This is a genomic window from Pseudonocardia xishanensis (assembly GCF_039541715.1).
GTDB classification, from domain to species: Bacteria; Actinomycetota; Actinomycetes; order Mycobacteriales; family Pseudonocardiaceae; genus Pseudonocardia; species Pseudonocardia xishanensis.
In genome coordinates this window covers 282,519-309,221 of record NZ_BAABGT010000075.1, presented here as the reverse complement: position 1 = coordinate 309,221, position 26,703 = coordinate 282,519, and the positions used below count along the sequence as shown (strand labels likewise).

At 75.0% G+C, this 26,703-nt stretch carries 21 protein-coding genes and 1 riboswitch; of the genes, 9 read left to right on the top strand and 12 right to left on the bottom strand.

Annotation, left to right across the window (positions count from 1 at the left end; genetic code table 11):
• The first annotated feature begins 103 nt into the window (after nucleotides 1-103).
• From ABD993_RS25010 to ABD993_RS24985, 6 genes are all read left to right on the top strand, one after another.
• Entirely contained in the window at nucleotides 104-3,535 is a 3,432-nt protein-coding gene (locus ABD993_RS25010) for an ATP-binding cassette domain-containing protein (RefSeq protein ID WP_345423243.1), read from the top strand.
• Between the two features lie 195 nt (nucleotides 3,536-3,730).
• Nucleotides 3,731-4,717: a class I SAM-dependent methyltransferase gene (locus ABD993_RS25005; RefSeq protein WP_345423240.1), complete on the top strand. Its 987-nt coding sequence runs from the start codon at nucleotides 3,731-3,733 to the stop codon at nucleotides 4,715-4,717.
• A 23-nt stretch (nucleotides 4,718-4,740) separates the two neighbouring features.
• On the top strand, nucleotides 4,741-5,901 hold the full coding sequence (locus ABD993_RS25000; RefSeq protein ID WP_345423237.1) for an MFS transporter: 1,161 nt from the start codon (nucleotides 4,741-4,743) through the stop codon (nucleotides 5,899-5,901).
• A gap of 10 nt (nucleotides 5,902-5,911) precedes the next feature.
• Nucleotides 5,912-6,952, top strand: coding sequence for a tartrate dehydrogenase (locus tag ABD993_RS24995; protein ID WP_345423234.1), 1,041 nt, complete (start codon nucleotides 5,912-5,914; stop codon nucleotides 6,950-6,952).
• A 29-nt stretch (nucleotides 6,953-6,981) separates the two neighbouring features.
• Nucleotides 6,982-8,355, top strand: coding sequence for an MFS transporter (locus ABD993_RS24990; protein ID WP_345423231.1), 1,374 nt, complete (start codon nucleotides 6,982-6,984; stop codon nucleotides 8,353-8,355).
• Nucleotides 8,356-8,414: 59 nt separating this feature from the next.
• Nucleotides 8,415-9,896: an MFS transporter gene (locus ABD993_RS24985; RefSeq protein ID WP_345423228.1), complete on the top strand. Its 1,482-nt coding sequence runs from the start codon at nucleotides 8,415-8,417 to the stop codon at nucleotides 9,894-9,896.
• A gap of 13 nt (nucleotides 9,897-9,909) precedes the next feature.
• On the opposite strand, the gene ABD993_RS24980 is transcribed toward ABD993_RS24985, so the two are convergent.
• The 3 genes from ABD993_RS24980 to cobN form a co-directional block, all read right to left on the bottom strand.
• Nucleotides 9,910-10,086: a hypothetical protein gene (locus tag ABD993_RS24980; protein ID WP_345423225.1), complete on the bottom strand. Its 177-nt coding sequence runs from the start codon at nucleotides 10,084-10,086 to the stop codon at nucleotides 9,910-9,912.
• 170 nt (nucleotides 10,087-10,256) lie between these two features.
• Nucleotides 10,257-10,847: a DUF4232 domain-containing protein gene (locus ABD993_RS24975; protein WP_345423222.1), complete on the bottom strand. Its 591-nt coding sequence runs from the start codon at nucleotides 10,845-10,847 to the stop codon at nucleotides 10,257-10,259.
• A 55-nt stretch (nucleotides 10,848-10,902) separates the two neighbouring features.
• Nucleotides 10,903-14,568 (bottom strand): cobaltochelatase subunit CobN, encoded by a 3,666-nt coding sequence (gene cobN / locus ABD993_RS24970; protein WP_345423219.1) that lies wholly within the window; start codon nucleotides 14,566-14,568, stop codon nucleotides 10,903-10,905.
• A 58-nt stretch (nucleotides 14,569-14,626) separates the two neighbouring features.
• Nucleotides 14,627-14,746, bottom strand: a riboswitch (cobalamin riboswitch).
• 132 nt (nucleotides 14,747-14,878) lie between these two features.
• Between cobN and ABD993_RS24965 the strand changes: the two genes are divergently transcribed.
• Genes ABD993_RS24965 through ABD993_RS24955 form a run of 3 tightly spaced genes read left to right on the top strand, consistent with a single transcriptional unit; the run spans nucleotide 14,879 to nucleotide 18,283 of the window.
• Complete coding sequence (locus ABD993_RS24965) at nucleotides 14,879-16,138, top strand: precorrin-3B synthase (protein WP_345423216.1); 1,260 nt, start codon at nucleotides 14,879-14,881, stop codon at nucleotides 16,136-16,138.
• On the top strand, nucleotides 16,135-16,764 hold the full coding sequence (locus tag ABD993_RS24960; protein ID WP_345423213.1) for a precorrin-8X methylmutase: 630 nt from the start codon (nucleotides 16,135-16,137) through the stop codon (nucleotides 16,762-16,764). The genes ABD993_RS24965 and ABD993_RS24960 overlap by 4 nt, the downstream gene beginning before the upstream one ends.
• Before the next feature lies 1 nt (nucleotide 16,765).
• Nucleotides 16,766-18,283: a precorrin-2 C(20)-methyltransferase gene (locus ABD993_RS24955; RefSeq protein ID WP_345423210.1), complete on the top strand. Its 1,518-nt coding sequence runs from the start codon at nucleotides 16,766-16,768 to the stop codon at nucleotides 18,281-18,283.
• On the opposite strand, the gene ABD993_RS24950 is transcribed toward ABD993_RS24955, so the two are convergent.
• The 9 genes from ABD993_RS24950 to ABD993_RS24910 form a co-directional block, all read right to left on the bottom strand.
• Nucleotides 18,280-18,990 (bottom strand): cobalt-precorrin-6A reductase, encoded by a 711-nt coding sequence (locus ABD993_RS24950; RefSeq protein ID WP_345423207.1) that lies wholly within the window; start codon nucleotides 18,988-18,990, stop codon nucleotides 18,280-18,282. The two genes, ABD993_RS24955 and ABD993_RS24950, sit on opposite strands and share 4 nt — an antisense overlap.
• On the bottom strand, nucleotides 18,972-19,712 hold the full coding sequence (gene cobM / locus ABD993_RS24945) for a precorrin-4 C(11)-methyltransferase (RefSeq protein ID WP_345423204.1): 741 nt from the start codon (nucleotides 19,710-19,712) through the stop codon (nucleotides 18,972-18,974). Before cobM ends, ABD993_RS24950 begins: the two co-directional genes overlap by 19 nt.
• Entirely contained in the window at nucleotides 19,709-20,941 is a 1,233-nt protein-coding gene (cbiE, locus tag ABD993_RS24940) for a precorrin-6y C5,15-methyltransferase (decarboxylating) subunit CbiE (protein ID WP_345423201.1), read from the bottom strand. The genes cobM and cbiE overlap by 4 nt, the downstream gene beginning before the upstream one ends.
• 79 nt (nucleotides 20,942-21,020) lie before the next feature.
• Nucleotides 21,021-21,239, bottom strand: coding sequence for a hypothetical protein (locus ABD993_RS24935; protein ID WP_345423198.1), 219 nt, complete (start codon nucleotides 21,237-21,239; stop codon nucleotides 21,021-21,023).
• 3 nt (nucleotides 21,240-21,242) lie between these two features.
• On the bottom strand, nucleotides 21,243-21,953 hold the full coding sequence (locus ABD993_RS24930; protein WP_345423195.1) for an ABC transporter ATP-binding protein: 711 nt from the start codon (nucleotides 21,951-21,953) through the stop codon (nucleotides 21,243-21,245).
• Complete coding sequence (locus tag ABD993_RS24925; protein WP_345423192.1) at nucleotides 21,950-22,768, bottom strand: ABC transporter permease; 819 nt, start codon at nucleotides 22,766-22,768, stop codon at nucleotides 21,950-21,952. Before ABD993_RS24925 ends, ABD993_RS24930 begins: the two co-directional genes overlap by 4 nt.
• Nucleotides 22,765-23,766 (bottom strand): ABC transporter substrate-binding protein, encoded by a 1,002-nt coding sequence (locus tag ABD993_RS24920; protein WP_345423189.1) that lies wholly within the window; start codon nucleotides 23,764-23,766, stop codon nucleotides 22,765-22,767. The genes ABD993_RS24925 and ABD993_RS24920 overlap by 4 nt, the downstream gene beginning before the upstream one ends.
• A 198-nt stretch (nucleotides 23,767-23,964) precedes the next feature.
• Nucleotides 23,965-25,098, bottom strand: a complete 1,134-nt coding sequence (locus tag ABD993_RS24915) for a GAF domain-containing protein (RefSeq protein ID WP_345423186.1) — start codon at nucleotides 25,096-25,098, stop codon at nucleotides 23,965-23,967.
• A 245-nt stretch (nucleotides 25,099-25,343) separates the two neighbouring features.
• On the bottom strand, nucleotides 25,344-26,339 hold the full coding sequence (locus ABD993_RS24910) for an Ldh family oxidoreductase (RefSeq protein ID WP_345423183.1): 996 nt from the start codon (nucleotides 26,337-26,339) through the stop codon (nucleotides 25,344-25,346).
• Between the last annotated feature and the right edge of the window lie 364 nt (nucleotides 26,340-26,703).

Sequence of the window (26,703 nt, the reverse complement as noted above, 5' to 3'; positions counted from 1 at the left end):
CCGGGGCCCGCCGTCGTCCGTGCCCCTCGCCGGTGCGGAAAAGCGGAGGCGGCGGGTGATCCCCGGCGGCTACCGTCCTCACCGACTTCGGGAGGTGGGCGGCGTGCGGCCGTTGACGTGGCGACGGCTGGGCGGCGTGCCGACCGCGCTCGCGGTGTCCGCGGCGGTCGTGGCCGCCGCGGGCGAGGCGGTGGCCGCCACCGTCGTCGGACGGGTGGCGGCGGGCCCCACGGTCGAGCTCGTCGGCCTGCTCGCCGTACTGGTGCTCGGGGCGGCGGTGCTGGACACCGTCGGTCGCGTGGTGTTCTCCGGTGTCGTGGGGCGCGCGGAGGGTCGGCTGCGCGGTGACCTAGTCGACGCCGCGCTGGCCCAGCCCGTCGCGCGGCTGGAGGACCAGGCCGTCGGCGAGCTGCTGGACCGGGTGGACGACGACGCCCGCGAGATCGGCACCCTGTTCCGCCGGATCGGCTGGGAGAGCGCCGCCGCGGTGCTGCGCTCGGCCGCGGCGTGGATCGCCGCCGGGGTGCTCTTCTGGCCGGCCTGGATCGCGTTCCCGCTGGTCGCGGTGCTCACGGTGACGGTGGCCCGGCCGCTGACCGCCCGGATCGCACGCTGCACGGTCGCCGAGGAGGAGGCCTGGTCGGAGCACGCGGCGCAGCTGGAGGAGGCCGTCGCCGGGCAGGACGACATCCGGACCTCCCTGGGCCAGCCGCACGTCGTGCGCGGGTACGCCGCGCGGGCGGCCGTGGTGATGGCGCGGGTGAGGGCCACCCGCGTGGCCACGACCGCGGTCACGTTCCGCACGGGACTGGTGACCCACGGCCTGCTCGGGGCGGTGCTGCTCGGCGGGGTGTGGCTGGTGTCGGGCTCGGGGGCCGCAGGCGTCGCCGGGCTCGTCGCGCTGTGGCTGCTGGCCTCGGCGTTCGTGGCGCAGGTCGACGAGATCGCCAACCAGCTGCCGGAGATCCAGGCCGGGCTGGGCGCCCTCACCCGGGTCTCGACCCTGCTCACCGCCCCGCGCGAGCCCGCGGACGGCGACCCGGTCCCCGCAGGCCCACTGGCTGTGTCGCTGACGGGCCTGACCGCCGGGTACGAGGGCGGGTTCCGCCTCGCGGGCGTCTCGCTGACCGTGCCCGCCGGGACCACGTGCGCGCTCGTGGGCCGCACCGGATCCGGCAAGTCGACGGTTGCGAAGGTCCTCTCCCGGGCCGTGGAACCGCCGCCGGGCCAGGTCCGGCTGGGCGGTCGGGACGTGACGCACCTGCAGCTCGGCGCGGTGCGTCGGGCGGTGGGGGTGGTCACCCAGCGCACGGAGCTGCTGTCCGCCACGCTCGCCGAGAACGTCGCCCTCCACCAGCCCGTGCCCCGCGCCGCGATCGAGGCGGCCTTCACCGCGCTGGGTCTGGACGACTGGGTGGCCGCCCTCCCCGCGGGCCTGGACACCCGGCTCGGCTCCGGCGGCACGACGCTGTCGGCGGGCGAGCAGCAGCTCGTCGCGTTCGCGCGGCTGCTGGTCCGCGACGTCGGGCTCGTGGTGCTGGACGAGGCGACCGCCCGGATGGACCCGCGGACCGAGGAACGGGTCACCCGCGCGACCCGCTCGCTGCTGGCGGGGCGCACCGGGATCGTGATCGCCCACCGCCTCTCGACGGTCCGGCACGCGGACTCCGTCGCGGTGCTGGAGGACGGGGTCCTGGTCCAGTCGGGCCCCCGAGCGCAGGTCGAGCGGGAGCCGGGGCTGTTCGCGGAGCTGCTGGCCGCGGGCACCGACCCCACCTCCGCGGACCCCGACCACACTCCGACCCTGCTCCGCGCGGGTCGCCGGGCCACCCCGCCGAGCCGCACCGTGCCGAGCACCACTCCCCCGCTGCGCCGGGCGGTGCCGCGGCTGGTGTTCGCCCACCCGCGCTGGGGTCTGGCCGGGGCCGCCCTGTTCACCCTCGCCGTGGCGTGCGGCGCCACCGGCGTGGCCACCGGCGCGCTGTGGGGCTCGGTCGCGGGCGCGTTGCAGGCGGGCGGGTCGCCCTGGCCCGCCGCCGTCGCACTGACCGTGGTCCTGCTGTCGTTCCCGTTGTGGATCGCGCTGGCCTACCGCACGTACACGCTGTGGTGGACCGCTGTCACGCTGCGGCTGCGGCTCGCGGTGCTCCGCGGCCAGACCATGTCCCGCAGGCCCGCCCGCACGCCCACGGGCGAGGTCGTCGCGCGCGCGCTGGACTCCGAGCGCATGGTGATCTACCTGGACAACTGGGTGGACGTGACGATGGCCGCCATCATGGTCGGGCTCGCCGGGCTCGCGGCGTGGGACGTCCGGGCCGCGCTGGTCGTGGCCGGGATGCTCGGGCTCTGCATGGCGGCCGCGTCGCTCGGCGCGCCGTTCGTCGGGCGGGCCGGACGGGCCGCCGCGGACGCCCGCGGCCGGTTCGGCGCGGAGCTCGCCTCCGTGCTGGAGGCGGTGCGCACGATCAAGCTGGCCGCCGCCACCGACGCGGTCCGCGCCCACCTCGCGGCCGTCGACGGCACCCGGGTCCGGATGATCATCCGCGAGCAGCGCCTGCAGACCCTGTTCGAGGGCCTGCCCGGCGTGCTCGTGCAGGGCGGCATCGTGCTGACCTGGACCCTGCACCTGGCCGGGGTCTGGGACCTGGCGACCGCCCTGCTGGTCAGCACGGTCCTCGCGGGGTCCGGGTACTTCGGCCAGGTCGGCGCCACCGTCGTCACCGAGGCACCGGCCACTCGGCGCTGGCTGGCGGACGTCGGCGCGCTGGCCGCGCCCGCGGACCCGACGCGGCTGCCCGAGGGTGTCGACCTGACCGCCGGGACGGCGCCGGCGGCCGACCCCGCGCCGCCCGCCCCGCTGGAGCGGCTGGTGTGCGAGAAGCTCGCCGCGATCCACGACGACGGGACGATCGGCGTCGAGGCCGTGGACCTGGAGATCGGGGCGGGGGAGCTCGTCCTGGTCACCGGCGAGGTGGGGTCGGGCAAGTCCAGCCTGCTGGCCGCGCTCGCGGGACTGGTGAGCACCGAGGGCGTGGTGCGCTGGAACGGCGAGGTGGTGGCGGAGACCGACCTGCGCCCTGGGCGGGTGGCGTACGTCGCGCAGGTGCCGCGGGTGCTGTCCGGCACGTTCACCGACAACATCACGCTCAGCAGGCCCGCCGGCGGGCTCGCCGAGGCGGTCGAGGCCGCCCGGCTGACCCACGACGTCGCCGTCGCGGGCGGGGCGGACACCGCGGTCGGACACCGGGGCATCCGGCTCTCCGGCGGGCAGGTGCAGCGGCTGGCGATGGCCAGGGCGCTGGCCACCGGCGCCTCGCTGGTCATCGCGGACGACGTGTCCTCCGCACTCGACGCGCGCACCGAGCTCGAGCTCTGGTCGGCCCTACGGACGCGCGGCACCACGGTGCTCGGGGCGAGCACCACCCGGGTCGCCCTGGAGCGGGCGGACCGCGTGGTGGTGGTGGAGGCGGGCCGGATCGTCGACGAGGGCCCGTGGCCCACCCTGGCCCCCCGCTGGTCCCACCTGGCAGGCTGAGCCGCCGGGAGCGCCGTCGCGCCGGGTTCGCGGACTGGCACGACCGATCCCCGCGATCCCGGCGGGCACCGAGCCTGCGGCTCACCCCGTGGCGGCGACGGCACGCGCCATGCGTCGGGTGCGGCGGTGGACCCCACCGGCTCCGGGCCCCGCGAGCTGCTCCGCGTCTGCGGGCGGGGCCCGTAGGGTGCCCCCATGACCGCCGCGCCCGCCCGTCGCCGCCGGGGGCCGGAGCTGGAGGCGGCCATCCGGCGCGCGGTGCTCGCGCCGGTGATCCGGCACGGGCCCGCCGGGGTCACGATGGAGGCGGTCGCGGCCGAGGCGGGCACGAGTGCTCGCGGCCGTGCGCCCGAGCCCGGAGGAGACACCATGATCGAGACCGCCCCCGGCAACGACGCCCAGCTCGCCGCCTGGGACGGCGCCCAGGGCACCGTCTGGGCCACCCACGCCGCGGTCCTCGAGCGGACCGCCGCCGGCTACGACCCCGCGTTCCTCGACGCGGCCCGGCTCGGCCCGGGACGGCACGTCCTCGACGTCGGGTGCGGGACGGGCGCCACCGTCCGCGCCGCCGCCGAACGGTGTCCGGGCGGGACCGTGCTCGGGGTCGACCTGTCCGCCGCGATGCTCGCCCGGGCCCGGCGGGACGCCCCGCCCGGCACCACGTTCCTGCAGGCCGACGCCCAGATCCACCCGTTCCCCGACGCCGCGTTCGACCGCGTGCTGAGCCGGACCGGCGCGATGTTCTTCGCCGATCCGGACGCCGCCTTCGCGAACCTGGCCCGGGCGCTGCGACCCGGCGGCCGGATGACGCTGCTGACCTGGCAGGCGTACGCGGAGAACCCGTGGCTGCGGGAGCTCGCGCGGGCGATGAGCGGCGCCGAGCCGCCCGTCCCGCCGCCGGGGCCAGGCCCGTTCGGGCTGTCCGACCCCGACCGGATCCACACGCTGCTGACCGGCGCCGGGCTCGTCGACGTCCGGATCACCGGGCTGCGGGCCCCGCACGTCCTCGGCCGCGACCCGGCCGAGGCGGAGGCCGTCGTCACGGACCTGATGGGGTGGCTGCGCCCCGCGGACCGCCCCCTCGACGACCTGCGGGACCTGCTGCGCGCCCGCACCGGGCCGGACGGCGTCGCGTTCGGTTCGGCCGCCTGGCTCGTCACCGCCGACCGGCCCGCGGCGTAGTCCGCGCCGTACGCTGGCCGCCGATGGCCAGCACGGAGCAACGGGCACGGGTCGCGGTCGCGGCGGTCTTCCTCACCAACGGGGCGGTCTTCGCGAACCTGCTGCCCCGCTACCCGGAGATCAAGGACTCCCTGGCGCTGAGCAACGCCGAGCTGGGCACGGCGGTCGCCGCGTTCCCGTTCGGCGCCCTGCTGGCGGGCCTGACGGCGTCCGCGCTGGTCCGTCGGTTCCGCTCGTCCCGCGTGGCGAGCATCGGGATGGTCGCGGTCGCGGTCGGCATCCTGCTGGCGGGCCTCGCCCCGAACGCCGCGCTGCTCGCCGCGGCGCTGTTCCTCGCGGGGGCCTGCGACGCCGTCGTCGACGTGGCGCAGAACGCCCACGCCCTGCGCGTCCAGCGCCGGTACGGGCGGTCGATCCTCAACTCCTTCCACGCCACCTGGAGCGCGGGCGCGGTGCTCGGCGGGCTGATGGGATCGGCCGCCGCCGGGCTGGCGATCCCGCTGCCGCTGCACCTCGGGATCTCGGCGGCGCTGTTCGTCGTGGTCGCGCTGGTCGCCCTGCGGTTCCTGCTACCCGGGCCGGAGGAGGCGGATCGCGAGGCCGCCGAGCCGATCCGGTTCCGCTCCCGCGCCGCGGGCCGCGCGGGGCTGGTCCTGCTGGTCCTGGGCGTGATCGCCTCGGCGGGCGCGCTGATCGAGGACTCCGGGGCCTCCTGGGGCGCGGTCTACCTGACCGGACTGGGCGCGGCGGCCGGGCTCGCCGGGCTCGGCTTCGTGGCCCTGCAGGCGATGGAGTTCCTCGGCAGGCTGATCGGCGACCGGGTGGTCGACCGGCTCGGCCAGCGCGCGACGGCCCGCGGCGGCGCCGCGATCGTGGTGGCGGGCATGGGCCTGTCCCTGGCGTTCCCGTCCGTCCCGCTGACGATCGTGGGGTTCGGGCTGGCCGGGTTCGGCGTCGCGACGCTCATCCCCGCCGCGATGCACGCCGCCGACGAGCTGCCCGGCCTCCCGCCCGGGATGGGCCTGACCGTGGTGAGCTGGCTGCTGCGGATCGGGTTCCTGGTCTCGCCCCCGGTCGTCGGGCTGGTCGCGGACGCCACCACCCTGCGCATCGGCCTGCTGATCGTGCCGCTCGCGGGCCTGGTCGTCCTGCTCGGGGCGGCCGCCCTGCCCCGCCGACCGTAGGGTCGGACCCATGAGCACGACCCACCGCATCGCCCTGATCCCCGGAGACGGCATCGGGCAGGAGGTGATCCCGCCCGCCACCGCGGTGCTCGACGCCGTCGGGCGGCGGCACGGGATCTCCTTCGCCTACGACTCCTTCGACTGGTCCTGCGAGCGCTACGCCGCCGAGGGCGCCATGATGCCCGCGGACGGCCTCGACCGGATCGCCGCGCACGACGCGATCCTGCTCGGCGCCGTCGGCTGGCCGGGCGTCCCGGACCACGTCTCGCTCTGGGGCCTGCTCATCCCCATCCGCCGCCGCTTCGCCCAGTACGTCAACCTCCGCCCGATCGCCGTGTTCGACGGCGTGCGCTCCCCCCTGCGCGCGGCCGACGGCGTGGACCTCGTGGTCGTCCGGGAGAACTCGGAGGGCGAGTACTCCGAGGTCGGCGGCCGGGTCGGGAACGACCTCGCCCTGCAGGAGGCCGTGTTCACCCGCACCGGCGTCTCCCGGATCGCGGACTACGCCTTCACCCTCGCCGAGCAACGCCGCCACCACGTCGTCTCCGCCACCAAGTCCAACGGGATCATCCACTCGATGCCCTTCTGGGACGAGGTCGTCGCCGAGCGGGCGGCGCTGCATCCCGGCGTCGAGTGGCGCAGCGAGCACATCGACGCCCTCGCGGCGAAGCTCGTGCTGGACCCTCAGGGCTTCGACGTGATCGTCGCGTCCAACCTGTTCGGCGACATCCTGTCCGACCTCGCCGCGGCCGTCGCGGGCTCCATCGGGATCGCGCCGTCCGGCAACCTCAACCCCGAGCGCGCGTTCCCGTCGATGTTCGAGCCGGTGCACGGCTCGGCCCCGGACATCGCGGGCAGGGACCTCGCGAACCCGTTGGGCGCCATCTGGTCCGCGGCCATGCTGCTGGAGCACCTCGGCCACCCCGAGGCCGCGGCGGAGGTCACCGCCGCCATGCGCGCCCAGCTGGCGGGGGGCAGCCGCACGCGGGACCTCGGCGGGGACGCGGGGACCGCCCGGTTCACCACCGAGCTGCTGGCCCGCTTGACCTGAACCCCGGTCGAGGTCGCATGCTCTGGTCCATGAGCGTGCGCGAGGACCTGTTCGGGCGGTCCCGGCGGTCGGTGACCGTCGGGATCCTGCTGTTGATCAGCCTCATCGCCTTCGAGCAGATGGGCGTGGGCACCGCCATGCCCGCCGTCGTCGCCGACCTCGCCCGGGTGGAGGACTACGCCTGGCCGTTCGTCGCCTTCATCGCGACGACGGTCGTCGGCACCGTCCTCGGCGGCCGCTGGTGCGACGTCCGCGGCCCCCGCCTGGCCCTGCTGGTCGCCCCGGCGGTCTTCGGCGCCGGGCTGCTGGTGGCGGGCACCGCGGACACGTTCGCCCAGCTCCTGGTCGGGCGGCTGCTGCAGGGCCTCGGCGCGGGCGCCCAGGGCGTCGCGGTCTACGTGCTGATCGCGCAGGTCTACGCGGAGCGGTCCCGGCCCGCGGTGTTCGGGCTGGTCTCGTCGGCGTGGGTGGTGCCGTCGCTGGTCGGGCCGCCGGTCGCGGGCGTGGTGACCGAGCAGCTGTCCTGGCACTGGGTCTTCCTCGGGCTGCTGCCGCTGGTCGCGGTCGCGGTGCTGCTGGTGCTCCCGGCGGTCCGCGGGCTCACGCCGCCCGCCGAGAGCCTGCCCCGGCGCGGGCTCGTGCCCGCCGCGGTCGCCGCGGCACTCGGGGTCGCCGGGCTGAGCTGGGCCGGGCAGCACACGGACGTCCCGGGGGCGGTGACCGCGGTCGTCTCGCTGGCCGTGCTCGTCCCCGCGCTGCGCAGGTTGGTGCCGCCCGGGACGTTCGCGGCGCGGCGGGGCATCGCCGCCGTCGTCGCCGGGCGGGGGTTGATCGCGGGCGCCTTCTTCACCACCACCGCGTTCCTGCCGCTGATGCTCACCGCCACCCACGGCTGGTCGCTGTCCGCGGCGGGAGTGCCGCTGATCGCGGGCTCGCTGGGCTGGTCGTCCGCCGCGGCCTGGCAGGGCAGGCGCCCGGAGCTGTCCCGGCCGCGGCTGCTGCGGATCGGCATGCTCGGCGTCGCCGCGGGGGCCGCGGGGCTGCTTCTGGTCGCGCCCGCCTGGGGTGTGGCGTGGCTGGCGCTGCCGTTCTGGCTGGTCGCGGGCGTCGGGATGGGGCTGGGGTTCTCGTCGCTGTCCGCCCTGCTGCTCGCCGAGTCCGCGGCCGCATCGACGGTCGGCTCCGCAGGCTCCGCCTCCGCCCAAGTCGGCTACCACTCGTCCGCCGCGCAGCTGGCCGACCAGCTCGCCCAGGCGACGTTCGTGGGTCTCGGTGGCGCGCTCCTCGCCCTGCTCACCACGCCCGCCGTCGCCCTCACGGTGCTGCTCGTCGTGCTCGTGGCGATGGCCCTCTGCGGGGCCTGGATCGCGCCCCGGACCGGATCACGCGAGGTCGTTGCATGAACTAACGATTGCGTGGGTACACGGAGCCGTCAGTGCCGTGTCGGCTCCCTGGAGGACCCATGACCCTCGCGCCCGGCGGCGTCCGCAGTCTCATCCCCGCCCGCATCGACCGCCTCCCGTGGTCGCCGTTCCACACGAGGATGGTGATCGCGCTCGGCGTCGCCTGGATCCTCGACGGGCTCGAGATCACCGTCGCCAGCTCGATCACCGACCTGCTGACCACACCGGACACCCTCGGCCTGTCGTCGGCCGCCGCGGGCGCGATCGCGTCGGTCTACCTGGCCGGTGAGGTCGTCGGCGCGCTGTTCTTCGGCAGGCTCAGCGACAAGCTCGGCCGCCGGAACCTGTTCATGATCACGCTCGCCGTCTACATGGTCGGCAGCGGCCTGACCGCGCTGACCCTCGGCGCGGGCCCCGGCCGGCTCGCCTTCCTGTACCTGACCCGCTTCGTCGCGGGCATGGGCATCGGCGGCGAGTACGCCGCGATCAACTCCGCGATCGACGAGCTCGTCCCGGCGAGGTACCGCGGCCGCGTCGACATCGCCGTCAACGGCACCTACTGGGCGGGCTCGGTGATCGGCACCCTGGGCACCCTGCTGCTGCTCGACGTCGTCGAGGTCGGCATCGCCTGGCGGATCGGCTTCCTCATCGGCCCGGTCCTCGGGCTGGTCATCCTGGTCGTGCGGCGACACCTGCCCGAGAGCCCGCGCTGGCAGATCATGAACGGCAGGGAGCGCGAGGCGGAGGAGTCGATCTCCTTCATCGAGCACGAGGTCGAGTCCGGCGGCCGGACGCTGCCGTCGGTCGACGACTCGAAGGCCATCGAGCTGCGGCCCACGACCGACATCGGCTACTTCCGGCTGCTGCGCGTGCTGTTCCGCGAGTACCCCACCCGCTCGGTCCTCGGCGCCTCGCTGATGATCACGCAGTCCTTCCTCTACAACGCGATCTTCTTCACCTACACCCTCGTGCTGGGCAAGTTCTTCGGCGTCCCGTCGGAGTCCACGCCGATCTACCTGATCGCCTTCGCCGTGGGGAACCTGGTGGGCCCCCTGGCGCTGGGGCACCTGTTCGACACCGTCGGCCGCAAGAAGATGATCTCCGGGACCTACGTGCTCTCCGGGCTCCTGCTACTGGTCAGCGCTTGGCTGTTCGAGGCGGGGGTGTTCACCGCGGTCACCCAGACCATCGCGTGGGCGGTGATCTTCTTCTTCGCCTCGGCGGGCGCGAGCTCGGCCTACCTCACGGTCAGCGAGATGTTCCCGCTCGAGGTACGCGCCAAGGCGATCGCGGTGTTCTTCGCGATCGCGCAGTGCTTCGGCGCGCTCGGCCCGGTGATCTACGGCGCCCTCATCGGCGACGGCTCGGAGCCGACCCGGCTGTTCTGGGGCTACGTCCTCGGCGCCGCCGTCATGGTGGTCGGCGGCATCGTGGCGTGGTTCTTCGCCGTCGACGCCGAGGGCCGCTCGCTGGAGGACGTCGCCAGCCCGCTGTCCGCCCGCCCCGCCCACGTCCGCGCCCAGGGCTCGGCGGAGCCGTGATCCGCGGCCGCCCTCAGTGGCGGGCGGCCAGCGCGTCGTCGAGCAGCCGGTCGTAGGCGTCCCCGAGGTCGGTGAGGGCGCCGACGGTGTCGCCCCGGAACACCGGCCCGTGCATCAGCCCCAGCGCCGTCGGTCGCAGGTCGGCCGCACCGCCGGACCGGTCCCCCGGGGTCAGGGCCGTGGCGCGCACCTTCGCCTCGGTGGACAGGGCGGGCCCGACGACGTCGGACTCCGTCGTCGCGGGCGCCGTGCCGAAAGCGGTGAACAGGTCCCCGCACAGCAGCGTGCCGCTCGTCTCCTCCTACAGCAGTCCGGACTCCCACGCTTGCGGAACGTGGGAGGTTCCGACCCCCGGGCCCTCTAGCCCTCCGCCCCCGCTCCCACCGGGCCGAGGAACGTGCCGGGGTGGGTCGCGCCGTCCTGGCGCAGCACCGCGCCGCCCGGCCAGGGGAGCTCGGCGGAGCGGGTCTCGTCCGGCGGGGTGACGAGCATCCCGGTCGGGGTCCAGCCCGACCCGTCCTGCGGGGGCAGCCAGGTGATCACCGTGTGCGCCGCGGCGCCCGCGGCGAGCCGGACGGTCGTGGGCTGCTCGGCCGCGCGCGGCAGCGAGTAGGTCGGCCCGAACGTGGGGTCCGCGGGTCCCTTGAGGTCGACCCCACCGAAGCCCGTCATCGTGCACGGCGCCTTCGAGGTGTTGGTCCAGACGATCGTGGTGTGCCGCTGCCCGGCCTCCCCCGTCGTCCGCCCGACCGAGGCCTCCAGCGTGTCGAGGGTGCACTTCGGCGCGGCCTGCGAGACCGGCGAGGACGGCGAGGTCGCCACGCTCGTCGGGGCGGGCGGCGTGGCGCTCACCGACGCGACGGACGGCGGCGGCGTGGCCGCCCCGGAGCAACCGGCCAGGACCAGGGCCCCGGCGAGGACCGCGGCGGCACGCAACGAACGAGCGATCATGGAGCCAGGCTGGACCCTCGGGCGGCCCGGCGCCATCCCGGCCGCCCGATCGTGGTCACTCCTGCTCGAGATCGCCCTCGGTCTCCAGATAGGCCTGGCGCAGCGCGTCGAGCGTGGCCTGCTCCGGGGCCTCCCACAGCTTCCGCTCGACGGCTTCGAGGAGCCGCTCCGCCATGCCGTGCAGAGCCCACGGGTTCGACTCGGACAGGAACTTGCGGTTGTCCGGGTCCAGCACGTAGGTCTCGGTGAGCGTCTCGTACTGCCAGTCCGCGACGACACCGGTCGTCGCGTCCCAGCCGAACAGGTAGTCCACCGTGGCGGCCATCTCGAAGGCGCCCTTGTACCCGTGGCGGCGCATCGCCTCGATCCAGCGCGGGTTCACCACGCGGGCACGGAAGACGCGGGCGGTCTCCTCGTGCAGCGTCCGGGTCTTGACGGACTCGGGCCGGGTCGAGTCCCCGATGTAGGCCTCGGGCGCGGTGCCGGTCAGCGCGCGCACGGTCGCGACCATCCCGCCGTGGTACTGGTAGTAGTCGTCCGAGTCGGCGATGTCGTGCTCGCGGGTGTCGGTGTTCTTGGCCGCCACCGCGATCCGCCGGTAGGCCGTCTCCATGTCGTCCCGGGCGGGGGCGCCGTCGAGGCCGCGGCCGTAGGCGTAGCCGCCCCAGGTCGTGTAGACCTCGGCGAGGTCCGCGTCGTCTCGCCAGTTCCTCGAGTCGACGAGCTGCAGCAGGCCCGCGCCGTAGGTCCCCGGCTTGGAGCCGAAGATCCGGGTGGTGGCGCGGCGCCGGTCCCCCGTGCGCTGTTCGTCGGCGAGCACATGGGCCTTGACGAAGTTCTGCTCGGCGGGCTCGTCCAGGTCGCTGACCATCTGGACCGCGTCGTCGAGCAGCGCCAGGACGTGCGGGAACGCGTCCCGGAAGAAGCCGGAGATGCGCACGGTGACGTCGATCCGGGGCCTGCCCAGCTCGTCGAGGTCGATCACCTCGAGCCGGGTGACGCGCCGGGACATCTCGTCCCACACGGGCCGGACGCCGAGCAGCGCGAAGACCTCCGCGACGTCGTCCCCGCTGGTCCGCATGGCGGAGGTGCCCCAGACGCTGAGCCCGACGGACCGCGGGTACTCGCCGTCGTGGTCGCGCCGGTAGCGGTCCACGAGCGACTCGGCCATCGCCTGCCCGGTCTCCCAGGCGAGCTTCGACGGCACCGCCTTCGGGTCGACGGAGTAGAAGTTCCGCCCGGTCGGCAGCACGTTGATCAGCCCGCGCAGCGGCGACCCCGACGGCCCGGCGGGGATGAACCCGCCGTCGAGCGCGTGCAGCACCCGGTCGATCTCGTGCGCCGTCTCCGCCAGCCGCGGCACCACCTCGACCGCCGCGAACCGCAGGATCCGCTCGACGGTCTCGGCGGACGGTCCGCTCGGCACGCCCCCGTGTCCGCCTCGCGCATCGGAGGTGGGGGACTCGCGCGTCGTGAGTGGCCCGCGAGTCCCCCACTCCCCGCCCTCGAGCCGGACATCCACGATCCCCGCGGCCGCGTCCGGGTCCCAGCCCGCGGCCTCCATGTCGGCGACCAGCCCGTGGGCCAGGGCCTCGACCTCGTCGACCGTCACCCGCGCCTCGGAGCCGTCCTCGACCAGGCCCAACGCCTCGCGCAGCCCCGGCACGCTCTGCTCGCCGCCCCACATCTGCCGGGCGCGGAGCATCGCCAGCACCAGGTCCACGCGCACCGAGCCCTCGGGAGCCGCGGCGAGCACGTGCAGGCCGTCCCGGATCTGGACGTCCTTGATCTCGCAGAGCCAGCCGTCGACGTGCAGCAGGAAGTCGTCGAACTCGGCCTCGTGCGGGCGCTCCTCCAGGCCGAGGTCGTGGTCGAGCTTCGCGGCCTGCATCAGCGTCCAGATCTGCTGGCGGATCGCGGGCAGCTTGGCGGGGTCGAGGGCGGAGACGTTGGCGTGCTCGTCGAGCAGCTGCTCCAGCCGGGAGATGTCGCCGTAGGTCTCCGCGCGGGCCATCGGCGGGATCAGGTGGTCGACGAGCGTGGCGTGCGCCCGGCGCTTGGCCTGCGTGCCCTCGCCGGGGTCGTTGACCAGGAAGGGGTAGATCAGCGGGAGGTCGCCGAGCGCCGCGTCCACCCCGCAGCTCGCGGACATCCCGAGGGTCTTGCCCGGGAGCCACTCCAGGTTCCCGTGCTTGCCGATGTGGACGATCGCGTGGGCGCCGAAGCTCTCCGCCACCCACCGGTACGCGGCCAGGTAGTGGTGCGACGGCGGCAGGTCGGGATCGTGGTAGATCGCGACCGGGTTCTCCCCGAAGCCGCGGGGCGGCTGCACCATCAGCGTGACGTTCCCGCTGCGCAGCGCCGCGACGACGATGTCCCCGTTCTGGACGTACTGCTCACCGGGCGGCGGGCCCCAGTGCTCGGTCACGGCGTCGCGGAGGTCCTGGGGCAGGGTGTCGAACCAGGCCCGGTACTGCTCGGCCGAGATGCGGATCGGGTTGCCCGCCAGCTTCTCCTCGGTCAGCCAGTCCGGGTCCTGTCCGCCCGCCTCGATCAGGGCGTGGATCAGCGCGTCGCCGTCGCCTGCGGCGACCCCGGGGAGGTCACCGGCGTCGTACCCGGCCTCGGCCATGGCCCTCAGCAGCGCGACGGTCGACGCCGGCGTGTCCAGCCCGACGGCGTTCCCGATCCGCGCGTGCTTCGTCGGGTAGGCGCTCAACATGAGCACGATCTTCTTGTCCGCGTTGGGGATCCGGCGCAGCTCGGCGTGCCGCACCGCGATCCCGGCGACCCGCGCGGCCCGCTCGGGGTCCGGGACGTAGGTGGAGAGCCCGTCCGCGTCGATCTCCTTGAAGGAGAACGGGACGGTGATCAGCCTGCCGTCGAACTCGGGGACGGCGACCTGGGTGGCGACGTCCAGCGGGGAGAGCCCGTCGTCGTTGGACTCCCAGGTGGCGCGGCTCGAGGTCAGGCACAGGCCCTGCAGGATCGGGACGTCCAGCGCGGCGAGCTCGGTGACGTCCCACTCCTCGTCCTCGCCGCCCGCCTGCGCGGTGGCGGGCTTGGTGCCGCCCGCGGCGAGCACGGTGACGATCATGGCGTCGGCGGCCCTGAGGGTCTCCAGCAGCGCGGCCGGGGCCTGGCGCAGGGAGGCGCAGAAGATCGGCAGCGGGGTGGCGCCCTTCGCCTCGATGGCCTGGCAGAGCGCCTCGATGTACGCGACGTTCCCGGCGATCTGCTGGGCGCGGTAGTACAGCACCGCGACCGTCGGGCCCGGCCGGTCGGCCGACTCCCGTTCCAGCACTCCCCATTCGGGCAGGGCGATCGGGGGCGCGAAACCCTCGCCGGTGAGCAGCACCGTGTCGGAGAGGAACGCGTGCAGCTGGCGGAGGTTCTCCGTGCCGCCCTGCGCGAAGTAGGTGTGCGCCTCGGCCGCGACGCCCGCCGGGACGCTGGAGAGCTCCATCATCTCGGCGTCCGGGGCCATCTCGCCGCCCAACGCGACCAGCGGGGTCTCGCCGGCCCGCAGCAGGTCGAGCCCGTCCTCCCAGTACCGGTAGCCGCCGAGCACCCGCACCACCACGACGTCCGCCTCCGCCGCCATGGCGGGCAGGTCCGCGAGCAGCACGCGGTTGGGGTTGGCCAGGACGAAGTCCGCACCGGAGGCCCTGGCGGACAACAGGTCCGTGTCCGACGTCGACAACAGCAGGACACGGGTCATCGAGATTCCCCTCCTCGGGATCCTCGTCCCGGGTCAGACGTGCAGGTCGGCGTGCGGGCAGTGTCCTGGCTCCCGGATCGTCGCTCGCCCCGGCCTTCCGGGTCTCCCCGTGGCCTGTGGCGGGGTCTGCTCCCCGGTGACAGTGGCGGGACCGCGCCGGACTCGCACCGGCTTCCTGGCCCACTCGCCGTTCTTCGGTTGTGGGGCCCACTCTCCGCAACCGGGTGGGTCCGCGTCAACCGGGCCGGTGCGCGTCTCGACGGGCGGGAGGCGCCACCGCGGACCCGCCCGCCATGCCTACAGTGTCGCGGTGACCGCCCCCCGCACCCGCGCCGACGCCTGCCCCGGCGTCCTCGCCCCGCACGACGCGGCGGACGGCGCACTGGCCCGTGTGCGGCTGCCGGGCGGCGTGGTCACGGCCGCCCAGCTGCGGGTGCTCGCCGGGTGCGCCGAGGACCTCGGAGACGGCGCGGTGCACCTCACCTCGCGAGGGAACCTGCAGCTCAGGGGCCTGGACCGGGCGGACCCGCGGCTCGGGTCGCGGCTCGTCTCGGCGGGTCTGCTGCCGTCGACCACCCACGAGCGGGTGCGCAACATCGTGGCCTCTCCGCTGTCCGGTGTGGACGGTGGAGTGGCGGACGTCCGGGGCCTCGCCGCCGTGGTCGACGCCCTGCTCTGCGCCACCCCGGAGCTGTCCGCCCTCCCCGGCCGCTTCCTCGTCGCCCTCGACGACGGGCGCGGGGACGTCGCCGCCGAGGAACCCGATCTGTGCTGGTTCGCGACGGCCGCGGACCGGGGATCCCTGCTGGTCGCGGGCGTGCCGACGGGTCTGGGGTGCGCACCGCGGGACGCGCCGTCCCTCCTCGTCGCGGCCGCTGAGGCGTTCCTCACGCTGCGCACCGAGGACACCGGGTGCACGAGCGCCTGGCGCGCCGCCGAGATCGACGACGCCCCGGCCCGCATCGCCGCCGCCCTCGCCCGGATTGGCACTCCCTCGGACGGTGATCCACACCTCGGGAGCGCGGCGGTCGCTCAGCGACCGCTCCGTTCCACGGGAGTGGATCTCGTGGGGGTGCTGGGGGGCCGCGCGGTCGGGGTGGCTCCGGTGCTCGGCGAGCTGTCCGCCGCCCAGCTGCGGGCGCTGGCGCACTCCGCGCCCGAGGTGCTCGTCACCCCCTGGCGCACCCTGCTCCTGCCCGACCCCGAACCCGGCGCCGCGGACCGGCTGCGCGCGGCGGGCCTGGTGACCGAACCCGGCGACCCGGCTCTGCAGATCAGCGCCTGCGCCGGGCGGCCGGGCTGCGCGAAGTCCCTCGCCGACGTGCGCGGGGACGTGCGTGCGCTCCTCGCCGACCTCCGCCACGACACCCGCGGACCCGCCGACAGCTCGGACAGCGCCGACACCGGCTCCCGGGGCGTCACGACCGCCCGCGCCCACGTCGTCGGCTGTGGGCGGCGGTGCGGGGCGCCGCACGGCCCGCACCGCGACGTCGTGGCCCGACCCGACGGCACCTACGAGATCGACGGCCTGCAGGCCGGCCTCCGAGCACTCCTGGAGAGTCCCGCATGACCAGCGACTACATCCGCGACGGCGCGGAGATCTACCGGCGCAGCTTCGCCACGATCCGAGCGGAGGCGGACCTGTCCGGGTTCCCGGCGGACGTCGGGTACGTGGCCGTCCGGATGATCCACGCCTGCGGCCAGGTCGACCTGACCCGCGACATCGCCTACTCCCCCGGCGTCGTCACCGCCGCCCGCGACGCCCTGCGCGCGGGCGCCCCGATCCTGTGCGACGCCATGATGGTCGCCTCCGGCGTCACGCGGTCGCGGCTGCCGAAGGACAACGAGGTCGTCTGCACGCTGCGGGAGCCGGAGGTCCCGGGAATCGCGTCGGCCCTCGGGAACACGCGCTCGGCGGCGGCGATGGAGCTCTGGGGCGACCGGCTCGCGGGCGCCGTCGTCGCGATCGGCAACGCCCCCACGGCTCTGTTCCACCTCCTCGACATGATCGACGCAGGCGCCCCGCGCCCCGCCGCGGTCATCGGGATCCCGGTGGGGTTCATCGGCGCCGCGGAGTCCAAGGCGGCGCTCGCCGCCCGCACCGACCTCGAGTACCTGGTGGTGCACGGCCGTCGCGGCGGCTCGGCGATCACCGCTGCCGCGCTGAACGCGCTGGCCACCGAGCAGGAGATCTGAGATGGCGGGCACCCTGTACGGCGTCGGGCTGGGCCCCGGCGACCCGGAGCTGGTCACGATCAAGGCGGCCCGGTTGATCGGCGCCGCGGACGTCGTCGCCTACCACTCCGCGCGGCACGGCCGCTCCATCGCGCGCGGGATCGCCGAGCCGTACCTGCGCGGTGACCAGATCGAGGAGCAGCTCGTCTACCCGGTCACCACCGAGACCGTGGACGACTACCAGCGCGCGATCGACGTGTTCTACGCCGAGGCCGCCGAGCGGCTGGCCGTGCACCTCGCGGCGGGCCGGGACGTCGTGCTGCTCGCCGAGGGCGACCCGCTCTTCTACGGCTCGTACATGCACATGCACAAGCGGCTCTCGGGCCGGTTCCGGGCCGAGGTCGTCCCGGGGGTGACGTCCGTGAGCGGCGCCGCCGCCGCGCTCGGCCAGCCGCTCGTCGAGCGGGACGAGATCCTCACCGTGCTGCCCGGCACCCTGCCCCGCGAGGTGCTGGCGGAGCGGTTGCGCGCCACGGACTCCGCCGCCGTCATGAAGCTCGGCCGGACCTTCGGGAACGTCCGCGGCGCCTTCGCGGACGCGGGCAAGCTCGACCGCGCGCAGTTCGTGGAGCGGGCGACGATGGCGGGGCAGCGCACCGGCGCCCTCGCGGACGTCGACCCGGAGTCGGTGCCGTACTTCTCGCTCGCGATCCTGCCGGGCGAGGTCGCGGCGAGCGTGCCGGAGGAGGTGCTCGACGCCCCCCGTGCCGCCGAGGAGGCGGTGCGGCTGCGCGGGAGCGGCGGCGTGACGGTCGTCGGGACCGGGCCCGCGGGGCGGGACTGGTTGACCCCGCAGACCGCGGCCGCGCTCGCCGCCGCGGACGATCTCGTCGGGTACGGGCCGTACCTGGACCGGGTGCCGCCGAACCCGCGGCAGACGCGGCACGCGAGCGACAACCGCGTCGAGGCCGACCGGGCCGCGCACGCCCTGGACCTGGCCGCCTCCGGGCGCGAGGTCGTGGTGGTGAGCGCCGGTGACCCAGGGGTGTTCGCGATGGCGACCGCGGTGTTGGAGGTCGCGTCGCAGCCGAAGTACCTCGAGGTGCCGGTGCTGGTCCTGCCGGGGCTGACCGCCGCCCAGGCCGTCGCGGCGTCGGTGGGCGCACCGCTGGGGCACGACTTCGCGATGATCTCGCTGTCGGACCGGCTCAAGCCGTGGGAGACCGTCGTCGACCGGCTGGTCCACGCGGCACTGGCGGACCTGGCGATCGCGATCTACAACCCGCGGTCGAAGGCCCGGCCGTGGCAGGTCGGCGCGGCGCGGGACGCGCTGCTGGAGCACCGCGCCCCCGAGACCCCCGTCGTGCTGGGGCGAGACGTCGGCGGGGCGGGTGAGCGGATCACCGTCACGACCCTGGGCGAGCTGGATCCCGAGCTGGTGGACATGCGCACCCTGGTGATCATCGGCTCCTCGACGACCAGGGTCGTCGTCCGGGGCGGCGTCCCCACCGTCTTCACCCCGCGGCACTACGGCGGCTAGCCGAGAGCCGCCGCCTCCTCCGGCGTGCGAACCACCGGGACACCCGGCGGCAGCGGGGGGCGGTCCACCATGATCACCGGCACCCCCAGCTCGCGGGCCGCCGTGAGCTTCGCGCCCGTCGGGCCGCCGGAGTCCTTGGTCACCAGCAGGTCGATCGCGTGCTCGCGCAGGAGTGCCCGCTCCCCTTCGACGGTGAACGGCCCACGGTCTAGCAGGGACAGCATCCGGTGCGGCACAGGCGGATCGGGCGGGTCCACCGAGCGGACGAGGAACCACGGGTCCAGCCCGGCGAACGTCGCGAGGTCCTGGCGACCCGTCGTCAGGAAGACGCGGGAGCCGAGACGCGGCACCAGGTCCGCGGCGGCAGGCAGCGACGGCACCCGGATCCAGCGATCGCCCGGGACCGACGACCAGCCCGGCCGCCGCAGGATCACGAGCGGCACGCCGGTGGCCGCACAGGCCTCGGCCGCGTGCGCGGTCATCCGCGCCGCGAAGGGGTGCGTCGCGTCGACGACGTGGGTGATCCGCTCCGCACGGAGGTAGTCGACCAGCCCGTCGATCCCGCCGAAGCCGCCGACCCGCACCTCCCCGGGCGGGAGCACCGGCGCGCGCACGCGGCCCGCGAGGGAGGACACCGCGCCGGGCAGCAACCCGGCCAGTGCGCGGGCGTCCGACGTGCCGCCGAGGATCAGGACCCGCCGCGGCACCGGGTGTCCGAGTAGAGGTGGCTGTCCGGGAACTGCTCCGCGGCCAGCGCCCGCCCCACGATCACCACCGCGGTGCGCTGGATGCCCGCCTCGTGCACCGCGTGGGCGATGTCGTCCAGCCGCCCGCGCAGCACGATCTCGTGCTCGCGGCTCGCGTACGCCACCACCGCGGCGGGGCAGTCCGAGCCGTGGATCGGCACGAGCTCCTTCACCACCTCGTCGATCCGGTGCACGGCCAGGTGCAGCACGACCGTGCCGGTCGCCGTCTCCAGCGACTCCCCCGACGGCATCGGGGTGGCTCGCGCCGCGATCCGGGTCAGCGTGACGGTCTGGGCGACCGTCGGCACCGTCAGCTCGCGCTTCAGCGCGGCCGCGGCGGCGGCGTAGGCGGGCACCCCCGGCGTGACGTCGTACGGCACACCCGCCGCGTCCAGCCGCCGCATCTGCTCGGCCATCGCCGAGAACACGGACGGGTCCCCGCTGGCCAGCCGCGCGACGTCCAGCCCGTGCTCGTGGGCCCGCACCATCTCCTCGACGATCTCGGCGAGCGTCATCAGCGCCGTGTCGACCGTCCGCGCGTCCGGCGGGCAGATCTCCAGCATCTCCCGCGGCACCAGCGACCCCGCGTAGAGGCACACCGGCGAGGCCGCGATCAGGTCGCGCGCCCGGATGGTGAGCAGGTCCACCGCGCCCGGACCCGCCCCGATGAAGTGCACGGTCACTTCGAGGCACTCCAGATCGTCACCGACATGCCGGGGCGCCAGCCGAGGAACCCGCCGACCGGCTCGGCCCGCGAGACCTGCAGGCGCACCAGCGACCCACCGAACCGCCGCTGCGCCACGGCCAGCGCGGACTCCGACTCCACCGTCACCCCGTTCGCGACCATCCGACCGCCCGGAGGCAGTGCGGCCCAACAGGTGTCCAGCACACCCTCGCGGGTGATCCCGCCGCCGACGAAGATCGCGTCCGGTGCGGGCAGGTCGGCGAGCGCCTCGGGCGCCGGGCCCGCGACGACCCGCAGCGCGGGCACACCCAGGGAGCCTGCGTTGCGCACGATCCGTTGGGCCCGAACGGGATCGGACTCGACGGCCACCGCCCAGCAGGAGGGGTGCGCGCGCATCCACTCGATCCCGATGCTGCCCGCGCCCGCCCCGACGTCCCACAGCGTCTCGCCCGGGCGGGGGGCCAGGTGGGCGAGGGTGACGGCCCGGACCTCGCGCTTGGTGAGCTGGCCGTCGTGCTCGTAGGCCTCGTCCGGCAGGCCGGTGACCTCGCCGAACACCCGCGCGCCGGGGACGGCGACGCACTCGACCGCGACGACGTTGAGCGCGTCCCCCTCGGGGTGCAGCCAGTCCCGCGCGATCCCGGAGTGGAGCCGCTCGCCCGGCCCGCCGAGCTGCTCGAGGACGGTGAGCCTGCTGGGGCCGAAGCCGTCCGCGGTGAGCTGCGCGGCGATCTGCGCGGGCGAGGTGGCACCCGCGGAGAGCACGAGGACCCGACGCCCGGGCGCGACCACGCGCCGCAGCCGCTCGACGGGCCTGCCCACGACGCTGACCACGTCCACGTCCTCGGTCGGCCAGCCCAGCCGCGCGCACGCGAGCGTGGTCGACGACGGGTGCGCGATCACGTGCATGTGCCGCGCGCCGACGGTGCGGGCCAGCGTGGCCCCGAGGCCGAAGAACATGGGATCACCGGACGCGAGCGCGCACAGCCTGCGCCCCGCGTACCGGGCCAGCAGCCCGGGCAGGGCGGGGACGAGCGGCGACGGCCACGCGACCAGCTCGGCGGAGACCTTGCCCGCCACCAGGTCGAGCTGGCGGGGGCCGCCCAGGATCACCTCGGCCGCGGCCAGGGTCTCCTGCGCGTTGCCCGCGAGCCCCGACCAGCCGTCCGCACCGATCCCGACCACGACCACCGCCGGGCCCGCCTGCTCGCTGGAACCACCGCTCACGTTTCCACCTCTCGACGACCGCGCACGACCCTACGTGGTCGGGCGTCCCCCGAGGGGGTGAGTGCGGCCACCGAAAAGGTCATTCCGGGCGCAGGTGATCGTAGTTCTTGGGCCGCAGCCGCATCGCGTGGACCACCCGGTCCCCCTCGACCACCACCTCCAGCAGGTCCCGCGCGGCGTCCACACCGATCACCAGGGTCCGCTCACCCTGCGGCACGGTGCGCAGCGGCGCGGCGAGCACGGAGCGGATGGTCGCCTCCGGGATCCCGTGCTTGAGCGCACCGCTGGTGATCAGCACGGCTCACCGCGAGCGCAGGACCGCGAGCAGCTCGGCCTCGGCCGCCGCGAACCCCGGGTCCGTGATCGTCTCCAGGCTGCGCGGCCTCGGCAGGTCGACCGCGAGGTCCGCGCGGACCGTCGCGGGCCGCGGCGAGAGGACGACTACCCGGTCGGACAGGAAGACGGCCTCCCGGACGTCGTGCGTGATGAGCAGGACGGTCCAGCCGAAGCGGGCGCGCACCTCCTCGAGCCACTCCTGCATCGCGGTGCGGGTCAGCGAGTCCAGGGCCCCGAAGGGCTCGTCGAGCAGCAGCACCTCGCGATCCTGCACGACGGTGCGCAGCAGCGCGGCGCGCTGGCGCATCCCGCCGGAGATCTCCTCGGGGCGGGCGTGCTCGAACCCCCGCAGGCCGAAGGGCTCGAACAGCTCCAGCGCGCGGGCGCGGGCCTCGCGCCGCCGCATCCCGCCGACCTCGAGACCGAGGGAGGTGTTGTCCAGGACGCTGCGCCAGGGGAACAGCAGGTCCTTCTGCGGCATGTAGGCGACGCTGCCGGTGGCGACCTCGCCCGCGTCCGGCACGAGCAGGCCCGCGAGCACCCCGAAGAGCGTGGACTTGCCCGATCCGCTGGGCCCGAGGACCGAGACGAACTCCCCCGGGGCCACGTCGAGGGACACGCCGTCGAGCACGCGGAGGTCGCCGAAGGACACCTCCAGGTCGCGGACGGCGATCATCGCCGGACCCAGGGCGCGACGAGCCGCTGCACCAGGAAGGTCAGGGCGAACAACGCGAGCGTGACCAGCGCCGACACCCCCACCGCGGCCAGCACGAGATCGGTGCGGAAGGAGTTCTTCTGCTGGTTCATGTAGATCCCGAGCCCGGACCGCGCGCCGACGTACTCGGCGAAGATCGCCCCGGTCACGGCGTAGGTGATCGCGATCCGCAGCGCCGTGAAGAAGGACGGCATGGCCCCCGGCAGCCGGACGTAGCGGAACTCCGCCCACCGGCTCGCGCCCATACTGCGCAACAGGTTCGACGCCTCCCGGTCGGTCCGGGCGAACCCCTCCACCAGCCCGACGGCGACGGGGAAGAACGTCACCAACGCGATGACCAGCACCTTCGGCAACAGCCCGAAGCCGAACCAGAGGATCATCAGCGGGGCGATCGCGATGATCGGCAGCGTCTGCGAGGCGACCATCAGGGGCAGCAGCGCGCGGCGCAGCCACGGCGAGAAGTCCACGACGACGGCCAGCACCCACGCCACCGCGAGCGACACCCCGAACCCGACCGCGGTCACCTGCAGGGTCGGGAGGGTGTTGTCCCACAACGCCTCCCGGTTCGCCCAGCCCTGCTCCACCACTCGCAGCGGCGAGGGCAGGACCTGCGGGGCGAGGGCGAACAGCGACGCCGCCAGCTGCCACGCGGCGAGCAGGACGGCGACCACGACGACCGGGGGCAGCACGCGTCGGGCGGCGGTGGGCCGCACCACGACCTCCCGCCGGACGGCCGTCCGCGCGGCGGTCCCGGGGCGTTCGGCCGCGCGGGTCATGCGGGGGGCGCCAGGTACTCGTCGGTGAACCAGGTCGAGAAGTCCGGACGCGTGGTGACCGGCTTCCCGGCGCCGTCGACCACCGCGCCCGAGTCGACGAGGAACCCGGAGAAGCCCTGCCAGCGATCCAGGGTCTGGGTGCCCACGCGGCCGCGGTCGTCCTTCAGGTACTGCGCGGCGAGCATCGCCTGGCTGCGCGTGACGAGCGTGGGCTCGGTGAAGGTGCCGGGGTTGGCGTCCTGCAGCAGCTGTGCGGCGCGGGCGGGGTCGTCCGCGGCGAGCTGGTAGCCGCGCTGCGCGGCCTGGACGAACCTCGCCGCGAGGTCGGGGTGCCCGGCCAGCCAGGGCGAGTTGCCGATGAGCAGGACGTTGTAGGCGTCGGGGAAGCCGTAGTCGGTGTAGCGGAAGGTCTTGAGCGGCTCGTTGCGCAGCTCGGCCTCGATGCCCTCCCAGGCCACGAACGGCTCGGTGAAGTCGACCTGCCCGGCGTAGAGGGCTTCGTAGGCGCTGGTCCCGAGCGTGACGGACTGGAAGTCCCCCCGGCCGCCCGCGTCCCGGATGACCTGGCGCATCTTCGGTTCCTCGCCCGGGCCGCCGAAGCCGCCGTAGGTCTTGCCGTCGAGGTCGCGCGGGGAGGTGATGTCGGCGCGGTCGGCCTTCACCGCGACCTCGGTCGCCCAGTGCTGCAGCACCGCCATGACGCTGGTGATGTCCGCGCCCGCAGCCTTGGAGAAGGTGAACGAGTCCTGGAACGAGATCCCGAACTCGGCGGCGCCGGAGCTGACGAGGGTGTCCGGCGAGGTGCTGTTGTACGGCAGGAACTCGACGTCCAGTCCCGCGTCGCGGAACCAGCCCTCCTGCTGGGCGACGTAGAGCCCCGTGTGGTTGGTGTTGGGGGTCCAGTCCAGGGCGATGCGGATCTTCTGGGTGTCGGCCTGGGCGCTGCAGCCTGCGAGGACCAGGACGGCACTGATCAGGACTGTCACGAGAGCACGCACGACGTTTCCTCCCTACGCCGGTGCTAACCGGGTCAGGTGCGAACGGTCGACGGCCGGTCCTGCCGCCCTCTCAGCCTCGGTACGTGAGTGCTCCCGCGGGTCGGGCGAAACCCTACGTGCCGCGGCGGCGCGATGCCATGCGGCCTCCCTCACCCCGTCCGGCCTCGACCAGACGTGATCATCAGACCCCGAGGACGGTCAGCCGATGTCGGCGCGACGGTGCCGGGCCCGGCCCTCGGACGGGGGCGGCGGGCTCTGCGGATCGGGCTCGGGGCGGCGCCTGCGGCAGGCGAGCGGCTGTCCGTGCAGGTCATGGGGCTGCGGCTGGGGTGCGCGGTCGAGCCGGTCCCCTGCTGGGGCGGGGTCGAAGTCCGGCCTCGCGGCGCCGCGGGGATCGGCGGCGGTTCGCGGGTCCACAGGAGTACGCGGGTCGAGGGGGCCGCGGAGGTCGGGCCGAGGGTCCGCAGGGGCGGGCCGGGCGGACACCCCGCGCAGCTCCGCGGGGTGTCGCGGATCGGGTGCGGAGCGGCGGCCTGCCGACGGCGCGGCGCCGGGGCGGGGGCCCGGGACCCGGCCGTGCGGCGCCTCCTCCTGCGCCCCGCGCGGCGTGGGGATCCCGGGCGTGACCCGCCGCAGGGCAGTCGTCGGGGCCTCCTGCACGTCCGTACGCTCCAGCACCGTGCGGGCCGCCTCGGTGATCGGGGTCCCGGTGTTGCGCGCCATGCTGTCGAGGAAGCGGGCGGCCTCCTCGGGATCGGTCCGGTACCGCTCCGCGAGCATCCCGACCGCGTACGCGACCGGCATCGACGCCTCGTGCTCGGCCGTCAGCCGCGCGACCGTGCCGGTCAGCCTGCGCAGCGCGCAGACATCGCTCAGTCGGGCCGACAGCACGTCGGCGAGCCCGGCGAGGGCGTCGACGTGCCCGTCCCCGACCGGCCGACCGGGGTGGCCGAACAGCTGCAGCCCGCCGACGGGTTCGCCGTTCACCCGCAGCGGGACGACGACGGAGCAGGTCAGCCCGGTGTCCGCGGCCGCGGCGGCGAGCTCCGGCGGCCCGATCCGGGTGAGGTCGGGTGTGACCATCGCGCGTCCGGACCGGACGGCACCCTGCACCGGCCCGGTACCCGCCCGCAGCTCCATCTCACCGAGCCACCCGGGATCCGGGCCCGACGCGGTGACGCCGGCGAGCTGGGTGTCCGGCAGGTCCACCAGGACGATCGCGGCCGCGGGTACACCGAGCGTGCCGGGGAGCGTGGAGCAGATCCGCTGCAACAGCGGCCCGAGATCGGCACCCGCGACGGCCGTACGACCGATCTCCGCCGTCAACCCCATGATTCCGGGATCGTCAGGATGCACCGAACCACCTCCGCCGCGCCGTACAACGGCGGGTAGTCAACCACCGCCCACCCGCGTCCTCGTGCGGACGATCATCGGCTGAGCCGAACGGAGCAGCCCCGGGATCGCACGTTTCGTGCTGTCAGCGCTGCTTGATCGCGAATGAGGTGTCGTCAGGGCGGTCGACACCGCGCTGCGCGCACCCTACTGATCGGTACCCCGGGGGCTGGTCGGTCACCTCGTCAGAGCGCGGTGACCTCGGCCCAGGTCCCCGGGTCGACGGGGACGCCGTCGGCGAGGTTCGCCGCACGCGTCGCACGGGCCCGGTCGCCCGGGATCTGGACGCCGGACGAGCCAGGGGCGGGAGCGAGGCCGCGCAGCTCGTCGAGGAACGGGGTGAGCGCCGTACCCCCGCCGAACGCCGCCGGGTCGAACGCGATCAGCAGGTCGCCCTTCGTCACCGGGTCGGTCGTGTCGAGCGTGCCGCGTACGTCGCGGCCCAGCGCCGTGCCGGTCAGCGACGCGACCAGCAGCTCCAGGGCCAGCGACAACGCGTAGCCCTTGGGCCCGCCGACCGGCGAGATCGCACCGTCGAGGGCTGCGGTGGCGTCGGTGGTGGGGCGGCCCTCGGCGTCGACCGCGGCGCCGTCCGGCAGCGGGGCCCCGCGCTGGGCGTGGTCCAGGACCTTGCCGCGCGAGATCTGCCCGGTGGCCATGTCGAGGACGACGGGCTCGCCGCCCGTCGGTACCGCGGCGGCGATCGGGTTGGTGCCGAGCATCGCAGGCGCGGCCCCCCAGGGATGGACGAGCGCCTCGCTGGTGGTGGTCGCGACGCCGCAGAGACCCGCCGCCGCCAACCGTTCGACGTACGGCGCGAGCATCCCGAGATGACCCGCCCGGCGGATCGCCGCGACCGCGATGCCGGTCTCGGCCACCCGCTCGAGCAGCGCGTCGACCGCGCGGTGCGCGACGGGCGGCCCCAGCCCGGTGTGCCCGTCGACGACGAGCACCGACGACGTGGACCAGCGCAGCTCGGGTTCCGCGCCAGGCGCGCACACCCCGTTGCGGATCCGCCCGGCCAGGACCGGCAGCCGCCGGATGCCGTGCGAGGCGTGCCCGCGGAGATCCCCCTCGAGCAGCATCGCCGCCTGCTCGCGCGCGGGCCGCTCCGGCGCGCCGAGCGCGGAGAGCACCCGGATCGTGACGGCGAGATGATCGTCGGCGGGCACCCGGAGCACGGCCGGACCCTACCGGCCCGACCATGACGACCGGTTCCGCGCGCTCGGCAGTCTTGACGATCCCGCCGCCCTCCGTGGGGACCCGCGCCCTCCGGTGGCCTCACTCCGGGGGTGGCTCGGGTGGCGCTCCGGGGGCTGCGCAGGCTCCTCGGGACTGGGGCGCCCCCGGTGTGGAGGAACTGCGCCCTCCGGGGGGCCTCACTCCGGAGGTGGTCGCCACCGCCGACCTTTCGGCCCCGGAGGGCAGCACGGTCTCCACCCGGGCCACCGGCTTGCTGTCGTCGGGCGGTGGCGGTGGGGTGCGGGGCGGCGGCCCGGGCGGAGCCCGTGCCGGGCTGCGCCGCCGAAACGACGGAGGTGGCTC

Bases quoted from the DNA above. Each gene is read 5' to 3' on its own strand.
- ABD993_RS24975 (WP_345423222.1), bottom strand. From the start codon at position 10,847: ATGATCGCTCGTTCGTTGCGTGCCGCCGCGGTCCTCGCCGGGGCCCTG.
- ABD993_RS25000 (WP_345423237.1), top strand. From the start codon at position 4,741: ATGGCCAGCACGGAGCAACGGGCACGGGTCGCGGTCGCGGCGGTCTTC.
- ABD993_RS24990 (WP_345423231.1), top strand. From the start codon at position 6,982: ATGAGCGTGCGCGAGGACCTGTTCGGGCGGTCCCGGCGGTCGGTGACC.
- ABD993_RS24985 (WP_345423228.1), top strand. From the start codon at position 8,415: ATGACCCTCGCGCCCGGCGGCGTCCGCAGTCTCATCCCCGCCCGCATC.
- ABD993_RS24955 (WP_345423210.1), top strand. From the start codon at position 16,766: ATGGCGGGCACCCTGTACGGCGTCGGGCTGGGCCCCGGCGACCCGGAG.
- ABD993_RS24925 (WP_345423192.1), bottom strand. From the start codon at position 22,768: ATGACCCGCGCGGCCGAACGCCCCGGGACCGCCGCGCGGACGGCCGTC.
- ABD993_RS24960 (WP_345423213.1), top strand. From the start codon at position 16,135: ATGACCAGCGACTACATCCGCGACGGCGCGGAGATCTACCGGCGCAGC.
- ABD993_RS24915 (WP_345423186.1), bottom strand. From the start codon at position 25,098: ATGGGGTTGACGGCGGAGATCGGTCGTACGGCCGTCGCGGGTGCCGAT.
- ABD993_RS24930 (WP_345423195.1), bottom strand. From the start codon at position 21,953: ATGATCGCCGTCCGCGACCTGGAGGTGTCCTTCGGCGACCTCCGCGTG.
- cobN (WP_345423219.1), bottom strand. From the start codon at position 14,568: ATGACCCGTGTCCTGCTGTTGTCGACGTCGGACACGGACCTGTTGTCC.
- ABD993_RS24995 (WP_345423234.1), top strand. From the start codon at position 5,912: ATGAGCACGACCCACCGCATCGCCCTGATCCCCGGAGACGGCATCGGG.
- ABD993_RS25005 (WP_345423240.1), top strand. From the start codon at position 3,731: ATGACCGCCGCGCCCGCCCGTCGCCGCCGGGGGCCGGAGCTGGAGGCG.